This window comes from Phocaeicola massiliensis B84634 = Timone 84634 = DSM 17679 = JCM 13223 (assembly GCF_000382445.1).
Classification (GTDB): Bacteria; Bacteroidota; Bacteroidia; order Bacteroidales; family Bacteroidaceae; genus Phocaeicola; species Phocaeicola massiliensis.
The window spans coordinates 2,859,596-2,882,480 of sequence record NZ_KB905472.1 but is presented as its reverse complement, the minus strand read 5'-3'; the positions used below and the strand labels follow the sequence as shown (position 1 = coordinate 2,882,480).

At 41.0% G+C, this 22,885-nt stretch carries 14 protein-coding genes and 1 pseudogene; 11 read left to right on the top strand and 4 right to left on the bottom strand.

Annotated features, from left to right (window positions below):
- The first annotated feature begins 43 nt into the window (after positions 1-43).
- Genes HMPREF1534_RS07095 through HMPREF1534_RS07110 form a run of 4 tightly spaced genes read left to right on the top strand, consistent with a single transcriptional unit; the run spans position 44 to position 8,918 of the window.
- A complete protein-coding gene (locus HMPREF1534_RS07095) occupies positions 44-1,627 on the top strand; it encodes a sulfatase family protein (RefSeq protein ID WP_005941477.1) in 1,584 nt (527 codons plus the stop codon).
- Positions 1,628-1,636: 9 nt separating this feature from the next.
- Entirely contained in the window at positions 1,637-3,946 is a 2,310-nt protein-coding gene (locus HMPREF1534_RS07100; protein ID WP_025066908.1) for a beta-N-acetylhexosaminidase, read from the top strand.
- A 20-nt stretch (positions 3,947-3,966) separates the two neighbouring features.
- Entirely contained in the window at positions 3,967-7,041 is a 3,075-nt protein-coding gene (locus HMPREF1534_RS07105; protein ID WP_005941473.1) for a glycoside hydrolase family 2 TIM barrel-domain containing protein, read from the top strand.
- Positions 7,042-7,052: 11 nt separating this feature from the next.
- On the top strand, positions 7,053-8,918 hold the full coding sequence (locus HMPREF1534_RS07110; RefSeq protein ID WP_005941471.1) for an alpha-L-fucosidase: 1,866 nt from the start codon (positions 7,053-7,055) through the stop codon (positions 8,916-8,918).
- Positions 8,919-9,131: 213 nt separating this feature from the next.
- On the opposite strand, the gene HMPREF1534_RS0119075 is transcribed toward HMPREF1534_RS07110, so the two are convergent.
- Positions 9,132-9,326 carry a hypothetical protein gene (locus tag HMPREF1534_RS0119075; RefSeq protein ID WP_018452479.1) on the bottom strand — a complete coding sequence of 65 codons (195 nt, stop codon included), beginning with the start codon at positions 9,324-9,326 and terminating at the stop codon, positions 9,132-9,134.
- A gap of 444 nt (positions 9,327-9,770) precedes the next feature.
- Here HMPREF1534_RS0119075 and HMPREF1534_RS07115 point away from each other — a divergent pair, with 444 nt between their 5' ends.
- Positions 9,771-11,000 carry an anaerobic sulfatase-maturation protein gene (locus tag HMPREF1534_RS07115; protein WP_005941469.1) on the top strand — a complete coding sequence of 410 codons (1,230 nt, stop codon included), beginning with the start codon at positions 9,771-9,773 and terminating at the stop codon, positions 10,998-11,000.
- Positions 11,001-11,057: 57 nt separating this feature from the next.
- On the opposite strand, the gene rpmH is transcribed toward HMPREF1534_RS07115, so the two are convergent.
- Complete coding sequence (gene rpmH / locus HMPREF1534_RS07120; RefSeq protein WP_005840676.1) at positions 11,058-11,213, bottom strand: 50S ribosomal protein L34; 156 nt, start codon at positions 11,211-11,213, stop codon at positions 11,058-11,060.
- 201 nt (positions 11,214-11,414) lie between these two features.
- Between rpmH and efp the strand changes: the two genes are divergently transcribed.
- From efp to radC, 3 genes are all read left to right on the top strand, one after another.
- Positions 11,415-11,981 carry an elongation factor P gene (efp, locus tag HMPREF1534_RS07125; protein ID WP_005941463.1) on the top strand — a complete coding sequence of 189 codons (567 nt, stop codon included), beginning with the start codon at positions 11,415-11,417 and terminating at the stop codon, positions 11,979-11,981.
- Between the two features lie 88 nt (positions 11,982-12,069).
- Positions 12,070-13,059, top strand: a complete 990-nt coding sequence (locus tag HMPREF1534_RS07130) for a glycosyltransferase family 2 protein (RefSeq protein WP_005941461.1) — start codon at positions 12,070-12,072, stop codon at positions 13,057-13,059.
- Positions 13,059-13,748 (top strand): RadC family protein, encoded by a 690-nt coding sequence (gene radC / locus HMPREF1534_RS07135; RefSeq protein ID WP_005941458.1) that lies wholly within the window; start codon positions 13,059-13,061, stop codon positions 13,746-13,748. The genes HMPREF1534_RS07130 and radC overlap by 1 nt, the downstream gene beginning before the upstream one ends.
- A gap of 77 nt (positions 13,749-13,825) precedes the next feature.
- On the opposite strand, the gene HMPREF1534_RS07140 is transcribed toward radC, so the two are convergent.
- Positions 13,826-15,037, bottom strand: coding sequence for a glycoside hydrolase family 88 protein (locus tag HMPREF1534_RS07140; RefSeq protein ID WP_005941456.1), 1,212 nt, complete (start codon positions 15,035-15,037; stop codon positions 13,826-13,828).
- 145 nt (positions 15,038-15,182) lie between these two features.
- Positions 15,183-15,572 (bottom strand): annotated as a pseudogene (locus HMPREF1534_RS19870) (urea transporter); the annotation flags it as partial.
- A gap of 204 nt (positions 15,573-15,776) precedes the next feature.
- Between HMPREF1534_RS19870 and HMPREF1534_RS07145 the strand changes: the two are divergent.
- The 3 genes from HMPREF1534_RS07145 (at position 15,777) to HMPREF1534_RS07155 (ending at position 22,878) form a co-directional block, all read left to right on the top strand.
- Positions 15,777-16,202, top strand: coding sequence for a hypothetical protein (locus tag HMPREF1534_RS07145; RefSeq protein ID WP_018452481.1), 426 nt, complete (start codon positions 15,777-15,779; stop codon positions 16,200-16,202).
- 417 nt (positions 16,203-16,619) lie between these two features.
- Positions 16,620-17,783: an IS4 family transposase gene (locus HMPREF1534_RS07150; protein ID WP_005937314.1), complete on the top strand. Its 1,164-nt coding sequence runs from the start codon at positions 16,620-16,622 to the stop codon at positions 17,781-17,783.
- 1,858 nt (positions 17,784-19,641) lie between these two features.
- A complete protein-coding gene (locus HMPREF1534_RS07155) occupies positions 19,642-22,878 on the top strand; it encodes a SusC/RagA family TonB-linked outer membrane protein (RefSeq protein WP_005941449.1) in 3,237 nt (1,078 codons plus the stop codon).
- Positions 22,879-22,885: the final 7 nt, after the last annotated feature.

Sequence of the window (22,885 nt, the reverse complement as noted above, 5' to 3'; positions counted from 1 at the left end):
TGTATATTTGCATTAAATCTATGCATTATTAAAATATTATATCATGAATAACCTACATTCCGGCTTACTTTATTCGTTGACGGGTGTCACGGCTTTGGCATCTATGTCTTCATGTGCTTCTCAGAAAAAAACAGAGGAGCAGAAACCTTTTAATATTGTCTATATCATGACAGACGACCATACAGCCCAGATGATGAGCTGTTATGATAAACGTTATATGGAAACACCTAACCTTGACAGAATTGCTAATGACGGGGTGCGCTTTACCAACAGTTTTGTGGCAAACTCTTTGAGTGGTCCCAGCCGTGCCTGTATGATAACCGGCAAGCACAGTTGTGCCAATAAATTTTATGATAACACGACTTGTGTGTTTGACTCTTCACAACAGACTTTCCCAAAACTGTTGCAAAAAGCAGGTTACCAGACTGCTTTGGTGGGTAAATGGCATTTGGAGAGTTTGCCGACAGGATTTAATTATTGGGAGATCGTACCCGGTCAGGGAGATTACTATAATCCCCGTTTCATTACCATGCAAAACGATACGATAGAGAAACAAGGTTATCTGACAAATCTCATTACTGATATGAGTATAGACTGGATGGAGAACCAACGCGATAAGGATAAGCCGTTTTGTATTTTGATTCATCACAAGGCGATTCACCGCAACTGGTTGCCCGAGTTGAAGTATCTGAATGAATACGAAGACAAAACCTTCACTATGCCTGATAATTTTTATGATGATTATGAAGGACGTCCGGCGGCAGCTGCGCAGGAAATGAGTATCTTTAAGGATATGGATATCATGTATGATACCAAGATGCTGGATATGAATAAGGATTCACGCCTGAAATCGGCTTATTTGAACTTTATCGGACGTCTGACACCGGAAGAGCGCAAACAGTATGATGATTTTTATGCTCCTATTATTAAGGAGTTCTATCAGAAGAATCCGCAAGGAAAAGAACTTGCCGATTGGAAATTCCAACGTTATATGCGTGATTATGCCAAGGTGGTGAAGACATTGGATGATAATGTGGGCCGCGTGCTTGATTATCTGAAAGAAAAGAATTTGTTGGATAATACACTGGTGGTCTATACTTCCGACCAAGGGTTCTACATGGGTGAGCACGGTTGGTTTGACAAACGCTTTATGTATGAAGAGTCCATGCGTACTCCATTGATTATGCGTCTGCCGAAAGGATTCGACAGAAAAGGGGATATTACCGAAATGGTTCAGAACATAGACTATGCGCCTACGTTCCTTGAATTGGCCGGTGTCCCTGTTCCCGAAGACATACATGGCGTATCATTACTTCCATTGCTGAAAGGTGAGCATCCGCAGAACTGGCGCAATGCATTGTATTATCATTTTTATGAGTATCCTGCAGAACATATGGTGAAACGTCATTATGGTGTGCGTACCGACCGTTATAAATTGATTCATTTCTACAATGACATTGATATGTGGGAACTGTATGACTTACAGTCAGATCCGATGGAAATGCATAATCTTTACGGACAGGCTGAATATGAGCCCGTGGTAAAGGAATTGAAAGAAGAACTGCTGAAATTGCAGGAACAGTATAATGACCCTGTCCGTTTCTCTCCAGACAGGGATAAAGAGTAAAATACGATGATGAGATATATTTATCTGATTATTTTAGGCTTGTTTTTTTCCGTTATTAATATGGAAGCGAATAACTCCGCTTCCATATCTTTAGTACCTTGTCCGACCAATGTGGTGCCGGGAACCGGGAGTTTTCAATTTACTCCTAAAACAGTTTTTGCTGTAGAAACGGAAGAACAGGCTGCCATTGTCCGTTTGCTTTCCGACCAGTTTACTTGTGCGGCCGGTTTTACCCCGAAACTGAAAGTGGACAGTAAAAAGGGAAATTTAGTGCTTCAGACAGATAAGACTATTAAAAGTGAAGCTTATTGTCTGGAGATTACTCCCAAGAAAATAACCGTCAAGGCGTCAGATGCCAAAGGTTTCTTTTATGCTCTGCAGAGTATCCGCCAGCTATTGCCGCCGGCAATAGAAAGTGCGGTCAAAGTGGATGGTACGGAATGGATAGTGCCGGCAATGACCATTACCGATGAGCCGCGGTTCGGGTATCGCGGACTGATGGTGGATGTTGCCCGCTTTTTCGTCCCCAAGGAGAATTTGCTTCGTATCATTGACTGCATGGGAATGTTGAAACTGAATACGTTGCATTTGCATTTGGTGGATGATAATGGCTGGCGTATCGAGATAAAGAAATATCCGTTGCTGACAGAAATAGGAGCAAGCCGGGTGGAGCGTCCGGGTAAACTTTTCCCCGAACGCCGTAACCAGCGTCAGGGTGAACCGACAGTGGAAAAGGGCTTCTATACTCAGGATGATATTCGTGAGATTGTTGCTTATGCGGCTGCACGCCGGATAGAGGTGATTCCCGAAATAGAGATGCCGGCACACAGCAATGCAGCGTTGGCTGCTTATCCTTTGTTGGCTTGTCCGGTAGTGGATAAATTCATCGGTGTGCTTCCCGGACTGGGAGGAAATCATGCGGATATCATTTACTGTGCCGGCAATGACAGTGTCTTTACTTTTCTGCAAAATATAATTGATGAGGTAGTTGCGCTGTTTCCTTCCAAATACATTCATTTGGGTGGTGACGAAGCCCGTAAAACCCATTGGAAAGTGTGCCCGTTGTGTCAGGCGCGTATGAAGAAAGAAGGACTGAAGAATGAAGAGGACTTGCAGGGCTACTTCATGGCGCGTATGAGCAATTATGTGAAGAGCAAAGGGCGTGAAGTTATGGGCTGGGATGAACTGACAAATACCAAGATTCCCGATGGTGCCGTTATCTTTGGCTGGCAGGGATACGGGCAGGCTGCATTGAAAGCAGCCAGACAGGGACATCGTTTTGTGATGACTCCGGCACGTGTGTTGTACCTCATTCGTTATCAAGGTCCGCAATGGTTTGAACCGGTCACTTATTTCGGCAATAATACATTGAAAGATATATATGACTACGAACCGGTGGAACGAAGCTGGACGACGAAAATGCGTTCATTGCTGATGGGTATACAGGGATCTATGTGGACTGAGTTCTGCAACAAGCCCGAAGAGGTGGAATATCTTATTTTCCCCCGTCTGGCAGCAGTGGCCGAAGGAGCATGGACTTTTCCGGTGTACAAGGACTGGGACAGATTCTTGGCGGCTTTGGATAATTTTACCGGGCATCTTGATGTAAAAGGAATTACTTATGCCCGTTCCATGTATAATATCCAGCACAAAGTGACTCCGATGGACGGCAGTCTGCAAGTAGAGTTGGAATGTATCCGCCCCGATGTGGAGATACGTTACACCACAAACGGAAGTCAGCCCACTGCCAAGTCTTCTCTTTATGAACGCAAATGGCAAGTTACCACTCCTCAAATCATCAAAAGCGCTACTTTTAAAAACGGTAAACAGATGGGGCAGACTTTGACTTTACCCATTCAATGGAACAAGGCAACGGCTAAACGGATGCTACGCAGCAATCCGGTGGAGCGTGTGATGGTGAATGGCGTTCGCGGCAGTCTGAAATATACCGATTCGGAGTGGGCGTCGTGGACCCGGAATGATTCCATTGCCTTTACGCTGGATTTGAGAAAGAGAGAGCATTTGAATAAGTTGGTATTGGGCTGTATCAATAATTATGGCATGGGAGTACATAAACCCAAACGGGTTGAAGTATGGCTTTCCAATGAAGATATTGAATATTGGAAAGTAGCTTCCAAAGAGCTTGATCCGGAGGAAATATTCCGCGAAGGTACATTTATAGAAGAGTTGCCGTTCAACTTGGATGATACCGGTCGTTATGTGCGTGTCATCCTCTTTGGGGCAGGTGAATGTCCGCTTACCCACGTGCGTCCGGGACAGGAAGCGCGTGTATGTGTGGACGAATTAATAATAGAATAAGCAAAAAAAACTTTAGAACGATGAAGAAGCGAATAACAGAAACCTTGCTGGGACTTTTGGCTTTTGTATGCTGTCTTCCCATGATGGCACAGCAACACCCCGAATGGCAGAGCCAGTATGCTGTCGGATTGAACAAACTGGCTCCGCATTCGTATGTATGGCCTTATAAGAACGCAGGCGATGTGCGGAATGGAAATTATGAGGATTCTCCTTACTATATGAGTCTGAACGGAAAATGGAAATTTCATTGGGTGAAGAATCCCGATAACCGTCCGAAGGATTTTTATAAGCCTTCATTCTATGACGGAAGCTGGGCGGAGATCAATGTACCGGGTAACTGGGAACGACAAGGCTATGGAACGGCCATTTACGTCAACGAAACTTATGAGTTTGATGACAAAATGTTCCATTTTAAGAAGAATCCTCCACTGGTGCCTTATGAAGAAAATGAAGTCGGCTCTTACCGTCGCACATTCAGCATTCCGGCAAGCTGGAAAGACCGCCGTGTGGTAATTTGCTGTGAAGGGGTAATCTCCTTTTATTATATTTGGGTGAACGGCCATTTACTTGGCTATAACCAAGGTTCGAAGACTCCTGCAGAATGGGATATCACGGATAAGTTGCAGGAAGGTGAGAATACGGTTGCCTTGGAAGTATACCGTTGGAGTGCCGGTTCCTATCTGGAGTGTCAGGATATGTGGCGGCTTAGCGGCATTGAGCGTGATGTATATCTTTACAGCACTCCCAAGCAATATATTGCAGATTATAAAGTAATTTCGTCTTTGGATAAGAAAGAGTATAAAGAAGGTATATTCGGACTGGAGGCAACTGTTGAGGGACCCTCTGCTTCAGCTTCTTCTTTGTCTTATCGCTTGGAGGATGCTGCGGGAAGAACCGTACTGAGGGGAGAGCAGCCGATTAAGTCGAGAGGCCTCAGTAACTTCATTGCTTTTGAAGAACAACGGATACCGGAGGTAAAGCCTTGGAGTGCAGAGCATCCCAATCTTTATACATTGGTTTTGGAACTAAAGAACCCCGATGGAGAAGTTTCCGAACTGACCGGTTGTATGGTTGGTTTCCGTACTTCGGAAATAAAAGATGGACGGTTCTGCATCAATGGCGTGCCTGTGCTGGTGAAAGGCACCAATCGACATGAACACTCCCAATTGGGACGTACCGTGAGCAAAGAGTTGATGGAAGAAGATATTAAACTGATGAAACAGCATAATATAAATACTGTCCGTAACTCTCATTATCCCACTCATCCCTATTGGTATCAGTTATGCGACCGCTACGGACTGTATATGATTGATGAGGCGAATGTCGAGTCTCACGGTATGGGATATGGTGCGGCATCTTTGGCGAAAGATTCTACTTGGCTGCCTGCTCACATGGACCGTATACAGCGTATGTATGAGCGCTCAAAGAATCATCCTGCCATCGTTATCTGGTCATTGGGCAATGAAGCCGGCAATGGTATCAATTTTGAACGTACTTATGATTGGATGAAATCTATAGAACAGTCTCGGCCGGTGCAGTATGAACGTGCGGAGCAGAATTACAATACGGATATCTATTGTCGTATGTATCGTGGCGTAGATGTACTCAGGGCGTATGCACGCCAGACCGAACCGAAAGTTTACCGTCCCTTTATAATGACTGAATATCTGCATACAATGGGTAACAGTGGTGGCGGACTGAAAGAATACATGGATGTTTTTGAGTCCGAACCTATTGTGCAAGGTGGCTGTATTTGGGATTGGGTGGACCAGTCTTTCCGCGAGATAGATGAAAACGGTAAATGGTATTGGAGCTATGGAGGCGATTATGGTCCCGAAGGAGTGCCCAGTTTCGGCAATTTCTGTTGTAACGGACTGGTGAATGCCGCTCGTGAACCACATCCTCACCTTATCGAGGTAAAGAAAAACTATCAGTATATTAAGTCGGCACTGACAGACCGGCGCAATCTTTCGTTAAAGGTGAAAAACTGGTACGATTTCACTAATCTGAATGCCTATACGCTGCATTGGCAGGTGGTAGGTGATAATGGAACCGTCATCAAGGAAGGTACTCACAAAATAGATTGTGCTCCCCATGCAACTGCTGATTTTGCTTTGGGACGTATAAAGTTGCCATCGAATATCCGTGAAGCATATCTCAATCTGAGCTGGACGCCTGATACGCCTCAACCTTTTATCGGAACTGATTTTGAGGTGGCTTATGATCAGTTTGTCTTGCCTGCCGGCAAGAATTTCCATGCGCAGGTTTCCAAACCGGAAGGAGAAGTGAAATGGGATATTGACCGGCAAACAGGAGCCTTGCGTTCTTATATGTATAATGGTAAGGAAATGCTGGCATCTCCCGTTGTGCTGAGTCTTTATCGTCCTGTCACAGATAATGATAACCGTGAAAGAACAGGTGGTGCACGAGCTTGGAAAAAGGCAGGCTTGGACAATTTGGTTCAAAAAGCGACTTTTGTCGAATCGTCTGCAAAAGGCGGCAAAGCCAAAGTGGAATTGCTGAATGCCGAAGGTCGTAAAGTGGGTACTGCCGACTTCCTGTACACGTTGAGAAAGAATGGTACATTGGAAGTGAAAACAACGTTTGTTCCTGATACGGCCGTTATTACTTCGTTGGCGAGAGTCGGCCTGGCTTTCGAAATGCCGGATACTTATAATCAAGTTTCGTATTTGGGACGCGGTGAGCATGAAACTTATGCAGACCGTAACCGGTCGGGACGTATCGGCATTTACCACACAGATGCAGAGCGTATGTTCCATTATTATGTGAGACCGCAGGCAACAGGAAATCGCACGGATGTACGTTGGGTGAACCTGACGGATGAGGCGGGTAACGGATTGACTTTCCGTTCGGACAAGCACTTTCAGTTCAGTGTTATTCCTTTTACGGATATGAATGTGGACAAGGCAACTCATATCAATGAGTTGAAACGGACAGGTGTTGTAACCGTTCATCTCGATGCAGAACAGTCGGGAGTGGGCACCGCTACTTGCGGACCGGGTGTGTTGCCCCAATACCTTGTCCCCGTACAAAAGCATACTTTTGAATTTATGATTCGCCCTTTGGCAAAATAAAAATAAGACACATGAGAAAAACAATTCTGACCGCAGCCTTGGTTTGTGCCTTTTTAGGTGCACAAGCTCAGGAGTACTATGAGAAACAAGTGACCTTCCCCGTCGGGGCGACTTTGGAACAGAAAGTGGATATGGCTTCCCGCCTGGTGCCCACTCCGCAACAGTTGGCATGGCAGCAAATGGAGTTTACCGCTTTCCTGCATTTTGGCATCAATACGTTTACCGGCAATGAATGGGGAAGCGGAAAAGAAGACCCTGCTGTCTTCAATCCCACCGAGCTGGATTGCGAACAATGGGTGCGCTCACTGAAAGAAGGCGGTTTCAAAATGGCGATTATTACGGCCAAGCACCATGATGGTTTCTGCCTTTGGTCTACTAAGACAACCAAACATTCTGTGGCCAATTCTCCGTGGAAGAATGGCAAAGGAGACGTTGTCCGTGAGTTGCGCGACGCCTGCGACAAGTACGGCATCAAGTTTGGTGTTTACCTGTCCCCATGGGATCGTAATGCCGAATGTTATGGCGATTCTCCCGCATACAATAAATTCTTTATCGAACAGCTCACCGAGCTTCTGAGCAATTACGGTGAAGTGCACGAAGTTTGGTTTGACGGTGCGAATGGAGAAGGTCCCAACGGCAAGAAGCAGATTTATGATTGGGATGCCATCTTGAAAACCATCCGCCGACTGCAACCGAAAGCCGTGACAGCCATTATGGGTGATGATGTACGCTGGGTGGGCAACGAACGTGGTATCGGGCGTGAAACCGAATGGAGCGCTACGGCTCTTATGCCCCATTCTTATGCGGGTGCCGACGAAAGTTATGCAAAGTTGGGTATTAAAGGAACCGGTAAGGATTTGGGAAGCCGTGCTTTATTAGAGAAGGCTCCGGCACTCTATTGGTATCCGTCGGAAGTGGATGTGTCTATCCGTCCGGGATGGTTCTATCATGCCGAACAGGACAACCAGGTAAAATCATTGGCACATCTGACTGATATTTATTTCAAGTCGGTGGGGTATAACTCTGTGCTGTTGCTGAATATCCCTCCCGACAGACGCGGATTGATTCATGAGAATGATGCCAACCGCATCAAGGAACTGGCTTCTTATGTCAAAAAAACATTTGCCGACAATCAGGTGGAAAAGGGGAATGTTGCATGGACAGCCAAAGCCGGTGAGTCGAAAGTGTATAAACTGAAAAAAAATGCTTTGGTCAATACATTCCTTATTCAGGAAGATATCTCTAAGGGACAACGCATAGAAGATTTTACGATTGAGGTGTTTACCAATGGGGCGTGGCGTCATGTGGCTGAAGGAACGACGGTGGGTTATAAACGTCTTGTCCGTTTCTCCGACAGCAAAGCGGAAAAGTTGAGGGTGACCGTAAATGCCGCTCGCGGAACAGCCAATATTTCCAATATCGGTCTTTATTATGCACAACCTTTGACAGAAAAGAATGTGAAAGTGAAGTTAAGTGATGTCTCGGTGAAAGACTGGAAAACGGTGGGTATGCCGGCGGAAGCGGCTAATGCCATTGACGGAGATCCTCAGACTGTATGGACTGCCAAGGCTCTGACTCCTTTGGTGGTGGATATGGGTAAAGCATCGGAAGTTATCGGTTTCAGTTATGCACCTGCGCAAAAAGAAGACCTTACGGGAACGATTTATAAGTATAATTTCTATGTTAGTATCGATGGCAAGAATTGGACTAAGTGCGATGCCAGTGGAGAATTCAGTAACATCATGCACAATCCTGTTCCTTATTTTGTTCGTTTCGGTAAGAAATATCCGGCGCGTTACTTTAAACTGGAGCCTGCTGCCGAAATAAACAACAAGCCGGCAACCACCGTTGGTGAGGTTGGAATCTTGTTGAAATAAACGGAAACATAACTTCTTTATATCCTTTGGGCAGTGCTCGAAGGTAATTCTCATTATCGCTTTGCTGTGAAGGCAGACAAATGTGTCAGCCTCCATAGCAAAGCGATTTGATAAATATATTTATTGTATATTATAACACGTGCAGGCTCATGCGTACGTACGTGTAGCTCGATACGTATATACGTGTGACCTGATGCGTATATACGTGTAGACTTATGCTACCGTATGTGTATTCCGATGCGTACGTACATTAAAAAATATGCAGCTCGCACTGAATGTTGCAAAAAGACCTTGATGTTTTCCAAAAAGACCTTGATGTTTTTTTAAAACCTCAAAGTCTTTTATTGAAACACTACCATCTTTTTTAAAAACCTCAAAGTCTTTTTTTAAGCCCGGTATGTTTTTCATGTAAGGGCAGGTTGCATCACCCCTTATTAAGTCGGTTATTCCCTTTTTCCGTTCATCCTTACATTTTAATTATAACATGCAGGTAATCAATTTATTAATTCTGAAAGTGTTCCCATCATCCTCCCTTCATCTGTGCTTTCCAAGTCCCTTCACAATCTGCCTTCAGTATTTGTCTTGCCAGAAGATGTTTTACAGATGAAAGGAGGCTGAAAGGGCGATTAGGGGATGTCCATTCACTATCGGAACCCCTATCAACAGGACGTTTCAACAGTTAATGAAAGGAGAAAAGAAGAAACAGATTTCTATCTCAAAGGCCGGCTCACGTAATATGAGCAGATCTACGGTGGTTATGAATTTCATGCCGAAAATTGCATTTTCTCCTCTGTGGATAGAAAAATAGATTTATCTTTGTAATATAAACGCTAAGATATAAATGAAAGACCGATGAAAGAAGCAACCATAACCCCCTTTGCGAAGCCGCTTTATGTAATGACCAAGCCCGTGGGCGCAGTATGCAATCTGGCTTGCGACTATTGTTATTACCTGGAAAAAGCAAAGTTATATGAAGAACAGCCTCGCCATGTGATGAGTGACGAACTGTTGGAGAAATTCATAAAAGAATATATTGAATCGCAAACCATGCCTCAAGTGTTGTTCACTTGGCATGGAGGTGAAACCCTGATGCGCCCCTTGTCTTTTTATAAAAAGGCGATGGAACTTCAAAAGAAATATGCCGGAGGTCGTACGATTGATAATTGCATTCAGACCAACGGTACACTGCTGACAGATGAATGGTGTGAGTTCTTTCGCGAGAACAATTTTCTGGTAGGCATCTCTATTGATGGTCCGCAAGAATTTCATGACGAGTATCGGAAGAATAAGATGGGACAGCCATCGTTTGTGAAGGTGATGCGTGGTATCAACTTGTTGAAAAAGCATGGGGTGGAATGGAATGCCATGGCAGTGGTGAACGACTATAATGCTGATTATCCTTTGGATTTTTACCGCTTCTTCCGCGATGAGTTGGACTGCCACTATATTCAGTTTACCCCGATTGTAGAACGTCTATCTAAACGGGCCGATGGGCTTAAGCTTTCTTCTTTAAAGCAGAAGGATGGGGAAGTAGCGCCTTTTACTGTTTCGCCCGAACAATGGGGAAACTTTCTTTGTACCATCTTTGATGAATGGGTAAAGAAGGATGTAGGCAATTACTTTATTCAGATATTCGATTCTACGTTGGCGAATTGGGTGGGACAACAGCCGGGTGTTTGTTCGATGGCAAAATATTGTGGCCATGCCGCCGTGATGGAGTTTAATGGGGATGTGTATTCATGCGATCACTTTGTCTTTCCTGAATATAAATTGGGAAATATCTATCAGAAGACATTGGTGGAGATGATGTATAGCAAAGAACAGGAAGCATTTGGGGCTATGAAGCACAACAGCTTGCCACGGCAATGCCTGGATTGCCAATATGAATTTGCCTGTCACGGTGAATGTCCCAAGAATCGATTTGTTGTGACGGAGGACGGAGAACCGGGACTGAACTATCTGTGCAAAGGATATTATAAGTTTTTTGATCATGTAGCCCCCTATATGGATTTTATGAAAAAAGAACTGCTGGCAGAACGCGCCCCGGCAAATGTGATGGACTGGATACGGGAGAATGAATAAAAATAAAAGGAGTAAAGTGATTCACTTTACTCCTTTTATTTGTTCTGGTCAGATGAATTATTTTCCGTTGTATTCATCAGATACAGTTAATTTCTTACGACCTTTTGCACGACGGCTAGCCAATACACGACGGCCATTGGCAGTTGCCATTCTTTCACGGAATCCGTGTTTGTTCTTTCTCTTTCTGTTAGAGGGTTGGAATGTTCTTTTCATTGTATATACTTATTTTTATGTTATTATTCATGCTGTAACGGGCTGCAAAATTAGTGACTTTTTTGAAATAAACAAAGAGATAACTCATTTTTAGTGATTTCTTTTTGCGTTTTTTCTTGATTTACATTACTTTTGCATCCGAAATCGCAACCGTGAGTGAATATAATCTGAAATAATAATCAAATATAAGCAAAGAAAAGTATGATTAATGCTCAAGACATTAAAATTGGAACTGCTATCCGTATGGACGGCAAATTGTATTTCTGTATTGACTTCCTGCATGTAAAACCTGGAAAGGGTAACACCTTTATGCGTACAAAATTGAAAGATGTAGTTAATGGTTACGTTCTGGAACGTCGTTTCAATATCGGTGAAAAACTGGAAGATGTGCGTGTGGAACGTCGTCCGCATCAATATTTGTATATGGAAGGTGCAGACTATATTTTCATGAATCAGGAAACTTTTGACCAAATTCCTATCGCTCACGACCTGATTAACGGTGTAGACTTCCTGTTGGAAGGAATGGTGGTAGACGTAGTTTCTGATGCTTCTACTGAAACAGTTCTTTTTGCTGATGTTCCTGTGAAGGTTCAGATGAAGGTTACTTATACAGAACCGGGATTGAAGGGGGATACAGCTACCAATACTTTAAAACCTGCGACTGTGGAATCGGGTGCAACGGTTCGCGTTCCTTTGTTTATCAATGAAGGTGAAACAATCGAAATCGATACTCGTGACGGTTCATACGTGGGTCGTGTGAAAGCATAATCTTTTTAAGCCATTATATAAAAAGGCGGAACTTGTTGCAAGCTCCGCCTTTTTTGTGTTCCTTTGTGCGACAAAATGATAGCAGTTTATGAGATATTCTTTTATTATACCGGTTTATAATCGCCCCGATGAAGTGGATGAGTTGCTGGAAAGCCTCACACGGCAGACGGATAAAGACTTTGAAGTGATAGTGGTGGAGGACGGTTCGTCTGTTCCTTGCAAGGAGGTGGTGAAGCATTATGCCGATTGTTTGGATATACATTATTATAATAAGCCTAATTCAGGACCGGGGCAAACCCGTAATTATGGTGCCGAACGCAGTAATGGGGAATATCTTATTATTCTGGATTCCGATTGTATTTTGCCCGAAGGTTATCTGGCGGCGGTCGGAGCAGAACTGCAAAGGGAGAGGACGGATGCTTTCGGGGGTCCCGACCGTGCACATGAGTCGTTTTCCGATGTGCAAAAAGCCATCAACTATGCCATGACTTCATTTTTTACGACCGGGGGTATTCGCGGTGGTAAAAAGAAGATGGACAAGTTCTATCCGCGCAGTTTCAATATGGGAGTGCGCGCGGAAGTATATAAAACTTTGGGTGGTTTCTCTAAAATGCGTTTTGGAGAGGATATTGATTTCAGTATCCGAATATTCAAGGGAGGCTATGTCTGTCGGTTGTTTCCCGAGGCGTGGGTATGGCACAAACGCCGTACGGACTTAAAGAAATTCTTCAAACAGGTGCATAATTCGGGTATTGCGCGTATCAATCTGTATAAAAAATATCCGGAATCATTGAAAATAGTGCATTTGTTGCCGGCTGTTTTTACGTTGGGAGTACTGTTCTTGTTGTTGGGGGCACCGATCTGTGTATGGAGCTTGTCGCTGCTTTTGCTTTTTGCTTTGATTATATGTATCGATTCGACATTGCAAAACAACAGCTTGAAAATAGGAATGCTCTCTATTGTGGCCTCTTTTATTCAGTTGACAGGATACGGAACGGGCTTTTTGCGCGCATGGTGGAAGCGTTGTGTGCTGAAGAAAGACGAGTTTGCGGCGTTTGAAAAGAACTTTTATAAATAATGGGAGAGAAACTGGCTATAAATCGTTGGGCTGAGGAAGACCGGCCGCGTGAAAAAATGGCTCATCATGGAGTGGCTGCACTTTCTAATGCCGAATTATTAGCGATTCTGATAGGTTCGGGAAACACGGAAGACTCGGCTGTGGAACTGATGCGGAAGATATTGAGTGACTATCACAATAATTTGAATGAGCTGGGTAAATGCAGCATTGATGATTTGTGCCATTATAAAGGAATAGGTCCCGCCAAAGCCATCAGTATTCTTGCTGCTTCCGAACTGGGAAAGCGGCGTAAGGAAGAGGAGGTGAAAGAGCGGAAAAAAATACTCAGTTCTTGTGATGTTTATCAATATTTTTATCCTTTGATGTGCGATTTGCCTACGGAAGAGTGTTGGGTGCTGTTGCTCAACCAGGCTTCAAAAGTGATAGACAGGGTAAAAATAAGTGCAGGTGGATTGGCTGCTACTGCTGTGGATATTCGTTGTATCTTGAGAGAGGCATTGATGAAGCGGGCTGTTTCGATGGCACTTTGTCATAACCATCCTTCGGGAAGTCTGCGTCCCAGCAGAGAAGATGATTGCCTGACAGAACATTTGGACAAAGCAGCCAAAATAATGAATATAAGGTTGATTGACCATGTAATTTTAACAGATGGCAAATATTATAGTTATGCCGATGAGGGAAGAATATAGAACCGCCTCGGCCTACGTCTTGTGAATTGTGTTGTATGGAGATTCAGCAAGCGCATAGGCCGGATGGAGGCAGGTGGTTATAAGGATTTATTTTTCAGTTGGTTTCTTAAACGCATCAGAGCTTCTACATAATAATAATCGGCATAGCTCAAGGGTACATCAACTTCACTTTTTCCGGGAAAATGTCCGGTGGAATGCATCAGAGCGAAATTGCAGTTCGTACCTTTTGCAGCCAGATAGTCGGGACTTGTTAATGAACGGATTTGTTGTTCTGCAAAGTCCAGATAACTCTTTGCCTCAGTACTTTTATCCAGTTGACTTAGTTCTATCAGAGCAGAAGCCATGATAGCCGCGGCAGAAGCATCACGAGGCACATTGGGAATGCCCGGGGCGTCAAAGTCCCAATAAGGAATTTTATCGACCGGCATATTCGGATGATTCATAATGAATGAGGCAATATGTTTGGCATGATTCAGATAGTCCGGTTTACCTGTTTCGCGATACATCATCGTGAAGCCATACAAAGCCCAAGCCTGTCCGCGAGCCCATGCCGATTCGTCAGCTGCTCCCTGATGAGTCTGTTTTTTATGCGGCATGCCGGTTATCGTATCATAAGAAACTACATGATAACAGCTGTAGTCATCACGAAAATGGTGAAGCATGGTCTTATCTGCGTGAGAAATGGCCATTTTTCGGAAACGGTCATCACCTGATGCTTTCGAAGCCCAACTGAAGAATTCCAGATTCATCATATTGTCAATAATGACCGGGAACTGCCAAATCTTTTTGTTGAAGTCCCAAGAACGGATGGCTCCCACCCGTTCGTCATAACGGGTAGCCAGCGAATTGGCTCCGGTTAGCATCACGTCCTTATATTCCGGTTTTCCGGTCAGACGATAGCCGTTGCCGTAGCTGCAATATAGCATGAAACCTACATCATGGCTGTAAGTGATGTGTTTTACCTCTTCTACACGGTCGGTGTACATTTCTGCATATTTTTTCATTTCCGGGGTCGGATTGTATTCGTACAAATACCACAATTCACCCGGAAAGAAACCACTGCACCACCAACTGTAATCGCTGGTTTCCAACTTTCCTTCTTTATTGATTGTTTTCGGCAGACGACCATTCTGTGTTTCAAGCTCTTTTGCCATTAATAGAGCCTGTTCGGTCGAAGCTTTCAAACCACGGTCGATGACTTCTTCGATAGGTTCCTGTTTGGGTTGTATGTTACAAGCGGTTACTAAGACTGTAACAATCCATAATACACTATGCGATAGTTTATTCATAATAGAGATAGATTATTAGGTTTTTGTGACAAATATACCGGTTTTAATTGAAAAAGCAAAAAGTATTTTTAATTCCGTCCTTTAAAGGGGGATTAGGAGTAAAACATTGTCTATACGCCTTTTGGAAAGCTTTCTATAGATATCTCTAGAAACGTTTGGTATACTGTTGCAAAATCATCAACTTCTGTATTCCCATTATCACCCATACTGATAGACAAAAGGTGCGGTTAGAGTAGTAATCCCCAAGTTCATTCCTATAATCTGCAATACGACGGATAGTAAGACTGAACATGAGGTCCATACAAGACTTTTCAGGTTTTTATTTCCTAAAGCTATGGAACACAATACACCGTTATAGCCCATCAATCCCATATTTAATGTTCCGGCATCTATCCCTGGTAAGAAAGCTGGTGGAATTAGGAAGAAGTGCTCCAAATACAGTATAAAAAGCAGCAGTCCGCGAATTGATAAGAATGCCGGTCAAAAAGAACAGTTCGGTCCATATATTCCCTTGAAACATTACCTGTCCTATTCCACAACCTAAGACCGGTAATGAATTGTATAATGAAACTGCTTACATAAATCAAAAAACAGCCGTAATCTAAAAAAAGTCCGGGAACAACAATTGCCTTTCACAGTTATTTATAAAACTAACAAAAATATTTAAAAAGGTTCTCGTGCATTGAAACTATGGAATTTATTAATAACTTGCCTTCAATTACTGAAAAGCCTCAATCACATGTGGAAATTCATAATTATATTCATCATATCGTTGTCTGCCTTTGACAATGCTTTTGCCGGACAACCGGACGGGATAGGAGAATTCATAGTTACAGACATCAATGACAAGGACAGTACCCTGAATAAAGTAAGAATGTTCCCTCCTAAATTTTACCGAATCGGAAACGGAAGACGTATAGAAATAAAGGTATGTAATGAGGACAGTATGCAGATAAGAAGAGTACGCTGCCTTCTATACTATTCAGGCTCCGGTAAAAGAAAGTGTATAAATAAAATTTGGATTTCACCTTTGGAGGGAAATGAGACCTATTATTTCTGTATGAACATTAAACTGAAACTGACGAAAGAGGAATGGAGTAGGTTGACATTCAGGATTAAAAGAGGAAAAAGTTACAAGGACTACAGATTCTCGGATACGGATTGAAGCATGTACATCCGCCCCAATCAAGCATATCAAATCCGGGAAACAAATGGTGATATGACAAAAGAGCTTGTTCATCATTCTGGTTATCATTACAAACTGGTTTGGGCTGGTCCTCTATTATTTCTACGCCAAAGACAAGATAGTAGAATGGATGAGATAAGCCGAGTTTTCTATTTATGAAAAATACAATGTTTACTTTATTGGATACTTACACTGTTTTTTAGTATTTCATAAAATGCAGATCAATTTTTTTGTTCTCATCTCTCTAATATTCGAGTTCTATACTACATTTCACTACTGTCCCGTAAAAGTGGATAATTAGTTCTTTGAAATTATTGAAATATAGTCAATTACGCGGTTTTTTAAAATGAAACGGACTTGATTTTGCAACTTTGCAGTCTAATACAAATGGCTGCTATGTTCCAAGACAAATACGTATTCTCTCAATTAACCGCTTTTCTGAACAGGACTCAGTTCAACAACTATGTTCGCAAGTATGATGGCAACAGATATGTGAAACATTTCACTTGCTGGAATCAGATGCTCGCGATGATGTTTGGACAACTGAGTAACCGTGAAAGCCTGCGAGACTTAATCGTTGCTTTCGAGGCGCATAGGGCCAAGCAATATCATCTTGGTTTAGGTCGTGAACCGATAGCCAAAACAACTCTTGCGACAGCCAACCAGAACCGTGATTACAGAATCTTCGAAGACTTTGCATTCTATATGATGAAGGAAGCCTGCGAGAAGCGGACGACCAACATCCTTGACATTTCCGGAAAGAAATATGCGTTTGATTCAACAACGATTCCGTTGTGTCTTGCAACATTCCCATGGGCAAAGTTCCGAAGCAAGAAAGGAGGGGTGAAAGCTCATGTCTTATACGACATTGAAGCACAAGTTCCTGCTTTCTATACCGTAACCACTGCTTCAGAGCATGATTCCACAGCAATGTCTTCAATCCATTATGAACCAAATGCTTATTATATATTCGACAGGGCTTATGACTCCTTTAAAGAACTCTATAGGATACATCTTACAGACTCTTTCTTTGTTGTCAGAGCCAAGACAAACTTAAAGTATAAGACAGTCAAATGGAAGCGAAGAATGCCAAAGAACATAATGACAGATGCGGAAGTGAAACTGACCGGATATCTCTCCGAGAAAAAATATCCTGAGTCATTCAGACTCGTCCGATATTACGACGAAGAGGATGACCGTGAGTTCACTTTCTTGACGAATGCAAAACAACTTTCTGCACTGGATGTCGCCAATCTTTATAAGAAAAGATGGTTAATCGAGCTGTTCTTCAAATGGCTCAAGCAGCATCTCAAGATAAAGAAATTCTGGGGCACAACAGAGAACGCTGTTCGCATACAAATCAGTGTGGCTATTATCACGTACTGTCTTGTGGCTATTGTCCAACATGATATGAAGTTGAAACGTTCAACCTATGAAGTTTTGCAAATTCTCAGCATATCATTGACTGACAAAACCCACTTGCGTGACCTGTTCGACAAGACTAATTTCAATGATGTCAAAGATCTAAATGATCCCCTGATTCCGGGGCTTTTTGATTAATTGTTTAACTCGTCCCATTTTAACGGGACACTAATGACTACATTTTATAAATTAATCCATAATTGTCCCGTAAAAGTGGATAAATAGTTCTTTGAAATATACTCAATTAAACTCTATCTGTAAAGCACGATAATTTGAATTTATACCTTTGAGACCAAATCAAATGGTTTCAAATGAATCAAGACAAATATATTTTTGCTCAATTAGTAGAGTTTTTGAATGGTGATAAATTTGAACAATCGTAGATAAGTACGATACTTGCTGGAACCAGCTTTTTGCTATGATGTTCAGACAACTTAAACAATCGTGAGAGCCTACGAGGCTTAATTATTACATTGGAAGCATATCAAGTCAAGTATAATCATTGGGGATTGGGTAGTGATCCCTTGGCCAAAATCACACTTGCAGCAGCTAGCTAAAACAGAGATTACAGAATCTTTGAAGGTTTTGCATTCTACATGATGAAGGAAGTCAGTGAAAACGCGCTACTTCCGTTATGCTTGATAACATTTCCTTGGATTCAATTTCGTAGTAAAAAAGGGGAGTCAAAGCTCATGTCCTCTATGACATAGAAACCCAAATTCCGGTTTCTTTACATTAACTGTAGCTTCAAAGTATGATTCAACAACAATGTCTGTAATTCATTATGCACCAAACGCATACTATATATTTGATAGAGCATATGATTCGTTCAAAGAATTATATAGGATTCATCTTACAGACTATTTCTTTGTAGTAAGAGCCAAGTTGAATTTGAAATGTAAGTTTTGCAAATGGAAATGCAGACTACCAAAGAATATACTCTTTGATGCAGAAGTAAAACTATTAGGATATACCTCTAAAAAAAGTATTCAGAATCATCAAGTTCTATGATGAGGAAGATGATCGTGAATTTACCTTTCTAACAAATGCTAAATATATATTTGCACTTGACGTGGCTGATTTTCAATTAAAAAGATGGCTCGTGGAACTGTTCTTCAAATGGTTGAAGTAGCACCTAAAAACTTTAAAAAAAAATCTAGGATATCATTGAAAATGCACTTTGTATACAGGTAAGCGTTGCTATTATCACTTATTATTTGGTTATTATTATCCAACTAATTTGCATTTAAACCGTTTAACTTATAGGGCCTACAAATTTCGAGTATCTCATTAAACAGATAAAAATCTTTTATAAAGTTGCTAAATGAGACTAATTTCAATGATGTCAAAGAGCAATTTAACACTCTTATGTCGGAGTAGTTTGATTAATTTTTAATTCGTCCCGATTTTAGCGGAACACTAATAAAATCAATCAGTGAATTATATCGGTACTTTTACTGAAATTCTTTTATCTATAGGTAATAACACTTTCATAAACCGCGATCTTATACTCAAAACAAGGTACTAGGTATGTGTTTGTTTTTTTAATTTGCTATGTCTCGATTTAATATTATGGGGTATAGACATCTGTTTTATAGCAGGGATTTGTAATAAGTCTATTTGGGGAAAGTATAAATTATTCAAATCTTTTTATGTAAATTAAAACTACTATCAAACTAGATGGATTAATCATGCAATATCAATAATTCCAATAGAGTAAACCTATAAATAGTTTATTATTTATACATATGTAAGTAGTACGATTAGTTAATATATAAAAATATATCATGCTTCGTGTGCGATTACATTATTGTTTATTAACATATAATTAATGGATAATATTTATTATAATGTTATATTTGCAAATATATAATAGAGAACCATTATGTTATACCATTAAATTTAAAATACTATGAATGATAGCTCGTAATAAATATTTGTTACCTAATTAATAAATATGTTATATTATTTATGAATTTATTTAGACTTAATACTTATGAAACACAATAGGCTTTTAAATCAATTCAATTATTATAAATGCATTTATAAAAAGATAGCTTTGTTTACCTTTGCATTTATTTCAATCATCGATATTTACGCAAAAGAAGGCGATAGGCTAATTACTCACACTGTCAATCAGGCAGACAATATAGAACAGGTAGCTAAAAAAATTACCCTAAAAGGTAAAATTATAGATGCAAATACCCAAGAAGCAATAATAGGCGCCAATATTCAGGTCAAAGGTAGTAATGCCGGACAAATCAGCGATATTGACGGTAATTTCATCCTTAATGATATTGATGCCAATTCAACATTAATTGTTTCTTATATCGGATATTTACACCAAGAGATTCCTATTAAAGGTAAAAACTCTCTTATTATTCAATTGAAAGAGGATACACAAACTTTAAATGATGTTGTGGTAGTCGGATTTGCCAAACAGAAGAAAGCAAATATGACAGGTGCTGTAAGCAGTGTAAAAATGGATGATATTATTGGAGTTCGTCCCATTGCAACAACAGGAAGTTTGTTACAAGGAGTAGCTCCAGGGCTTCAAGTAACCCAAGATACCGGTGAACCAGGTGGTGGTAGCTCGTTCAATATTAGAGGTACTACCAGTATTAATGGAGGCTCTCCACTTATTTTGGTAGATAACGTTTATTATAATGGACCACTAAATATGTTGAATCCTAATGATATAGAGTCTGTTACAGTGTTAAAGGATGCTTCCTCGGCTTCTATTTATGGTGCTCGCTCTGCTTTTGGTGTTATATTAATTACGACCAAAGGTGCTCAGAAGGGCCAAAAAGTACAACTAACATATAATAATAATTTTACTTTTTCTCGTCCGAGTTCTCTTCCGGAAAAAGCTTCTCCACTTCAAACCGTACAAGCTTATAAAGATATGGGCTATATTACCTATTACTCGGGTCAAACCGTAGATACATGGTTGGATTTACTGCACGATTATCAAGCAAATCCAAAAGCTTATTCCAACGGATATGCTGAAGTTGACGGAATGAGATATCAACTTGCTGAAAGTGATGTTTTAGGAGATTTTATGTCCGAAACAGGTTTTCAACAGAAGCATGATTTGACAGCCAGTGGTGGCTCTGACGATATATCTTATCGGATGTCATTGGGATATGTATCTAATGATGGTATTATGGTTACAGATAGGGATAACTATAAACGATATAATGGGCGTGCCTTCATCAGTGGGAAAATCACTGATTGGTTAACTGCACAAGTAGATTTTACTTTTAGCAAACAAGATAAGAACATGCCTAGTGGAGCAAACTATCAAAAAGCAGTACAGCAGGCTTCGTATGCTCCAACCGGTATGATTAATATTAATGGTGAAGATATGATTTCAGGAGTAGCTGCCAATTTGGTAAAAGCTGGAGGTGACAATAAGACCGGTTATACAGATTCACGTATTTTTGCCAAATTAATTGCTACTCCATTAAAAGGACTGACTTTAAATGCTGAATTTACTTATGACCACCTGAATTATAATGTTACCAATTTTACCAAGCGGGTTGTATACGCCAATGCCGATAAGTTCTCAGAAGATTCCACAGGAGACAATTCTACATATTATAGGAATAAAGAGATGACAAATTATACGGCTTTGAACATCTATGGAACATATAATAAAGTATTTTCAGAAAAGCATAATTTTACAGTAATGTTGGGATATAATCTGGAGAACAGCTATAAAGAAGGGCTTTCTGTAACGGCTAGTGAAATGATTAACGATGAATTACCCTCTATTTCCCAGTCTGTTGGAGAAAAAAAACCGGATGATAGTTTCAATGAGTTTTCTATTCTTGTTTTTTTTGGACGTCTGAACTATACTTATAAGGAGCGTTATCTTTTAGAACTTAGTGGTCGTGCAGATGCCTCCTCTAAATTTCCGAGAGGAAGTCGTTGGGGGTTCTTTCCTTCAGCATCTGTTGGTTGGAGAATTATGGAAGAACCTTTTATGGAATCATTAAGAGAATATATTCCAGAGTTCAAAATTAGAGCATCCTATGGTGAAGTCGGCAATCAAAATATTAGTGCATATGCATTTATACCCAGTATGGGGTCTTACAGGTCTTCTTGGTTACATGATAATCAACAACCTATTACACTTTATTCTCCCGATATTGTCAGTAACAGTTTTACTTGGGAGCGTGTACAAAGTTTCAATATAGGATTTGACCTTTCATTGCTGAATAACCGATTAAGTGCTAACTTTGATTATTTCTGTCGATACACTAAAGACATGTTGACTGATGGTGTGGAATTGCCCAATGTTTTAGGTACAGGCGCTCCCCTACAAAATGTGGCAAATTTAAAATCCAAAGGTTTTGAATTGGAAATGAATTGGAGGGATCGTATTGGAGATATTGCTTACAGCATCGGCTTTAATCTTTACGATTACAAGTCATTCATTACCAAATTTGACAATGAGGCAGGGCTGATCAGCAGCCATTATAAGGGTGAACGCTTAGGCTCCATTTGGGGATATGTTACAGACCGTTATTATACAGTTGATGACTTTATTGAAGGTTCGCTTGATGCAGATCTTAAAAACGGCAAGCTAAAAGAGGGGATTCCTCATGTAGAAGGAATTAAACCTAATCCTGGTGATATCTTATATAAAGATCTTGATGGGAATGGTATTATTAATGCCGGGAAGAGTACTTTAGATGATCCTGGAGATCGTACTATAATCGGTAATAATCAGTTGCGTTTACAATATGGAGTGAATGGTAGTATAAATTGGAAAGGAATAGGGTTTTCTTTTATGCTTCAAGGAGTAGGCAAAACCGATAAATATTTATCCCATGATTTAGCCTTTCCCTATTATTATGAATTTGGAACTATCTATAAGCATCAATTGGACTATTGGACACCTCAAAACACAAACTGCGAGTTTCCAAGACTTTATCAAACAGGTACACGTAATTCAAATTATTCTGCAAACATCCGTACGCAGACCAAATATCTGACAAATGGCGCTTATATGAGAGTAAAGAACTTGACATTAGCATATACATTTTCTAACGAGTTAATTAAACATTTTGGAATTAGCAACCTGCGTATTTATGCAACAGGTGAGAATCTATTTACTTTTGATCATTTGCCTAAAGGTTTAGATCCCACTTTATCCAATAAGGGAGGTGGTATGGGATATCCATTTATGAAATCTTACTCTTTTGGTCTTAGTATAACCTTATAATTTTTAA

Excerpts from the sequence above, each read along its gene's own strand:
- HMPREF1534_RS07105 (WP_005941473.1), top strand. The coding sequence starts at position 3,967 with ATGAAGAAGCGAATAACAGAAACCTTGCTGGGACTTTTGGCTTTTGTA.
- HMPREF1534_RS07130 (WP_005941461.1), top strand. The coding sequence starts at position 12,070 with ATGAGATATTCTTTTATTATACCGGTTTATAATCGCCCCGATGAAGTG.
- HMPREF1534_RS07150 (WP_005937314.1), top strand. The coding sequence starts at position 16,620 with ATGTTCCAAGACAAATACGTATTCTCTCAATTAACCGCTTTTCTGAAC.
- radC (WP_005941458.1), top strand. The coding sequence starts at position 13,059 with ATGGGAGAGAAACTGGCTATAAATCGTTGGGCTGAGGAAGACCGGCCG.
- efp (WP_005941463.1), top strand. The coding sequence starts at position 11,415 with ATGATTAATGCTCAAGACATTAAAATTGGAACTGCTATCCGTATGGAC.
- HMPREF1534_RS07140 (WP_005941456.1), bottom strand. The coding sequence starts at position 15,037 with ATGAATAAACTATCGCATAGTGTATTATGGATTGTTACAGTCTTAGTA.
- rpmH (WP_005840676.1), bottom strand. The coding sequence starts at position 11,213 with ATGAAAAGAACATTCCAACCCTCTAACAGAAAGAGAAAGAACAAACAC.
- HMPREF1534_RS07100 (WP_025066908.1), top strand. The coding sequence starts at position 1,637 with ATGAGATATATTTATCTGATTATTTTAGGCTTGTTTTTTTCCGTTATT.
- HMPREF1534_RS07155 (WP_005941449.1), top strand. The coding sequence starts at position 19,642 with ATGAAACACAATAGGCTTTTAAATCAATTCAATTATTATAAATGCATT.
- HMPREF1534_RS07145 (WP_018452481.1), top strand. The coding sequence starts at position 15,777 with ATGTGGAAATTCATAATTATATTCATCATATCGTTGTCTGCCTTTGAC.
- HMPREF1534_RS0119075 (WP_018452479.1), bottom strand. The coding sequence starts at position 9,326 with ATGAAAAACATACCGGGCTTAAAAAAAGACTTTGAGGTTTTTAAAAAA.
- HMPREF1534_RS07115 (WP_005941469.1), top strand. The coding sequence starts at position 9,771 with ATGAAAGAAGCAACCATAACCCCCTTTGCGAAGCCGCTTTATGTAATG.
- HMPREF1534_RS07110 (WP_005941471.1), top strand. The coding sequence starts at position 7,053 with ATGAGAAAAACAATTCTGACCGCAGCCTTGGTTTGTGCCTTTTTAGGT.
- HMPREF1534_RS07095 (WP_005941477.1), top strand. The coding sequence starts at position 44 with ATGAATAACCTACATTCCGGCTTACTTTATTCGTTGACGGGTGTCACG.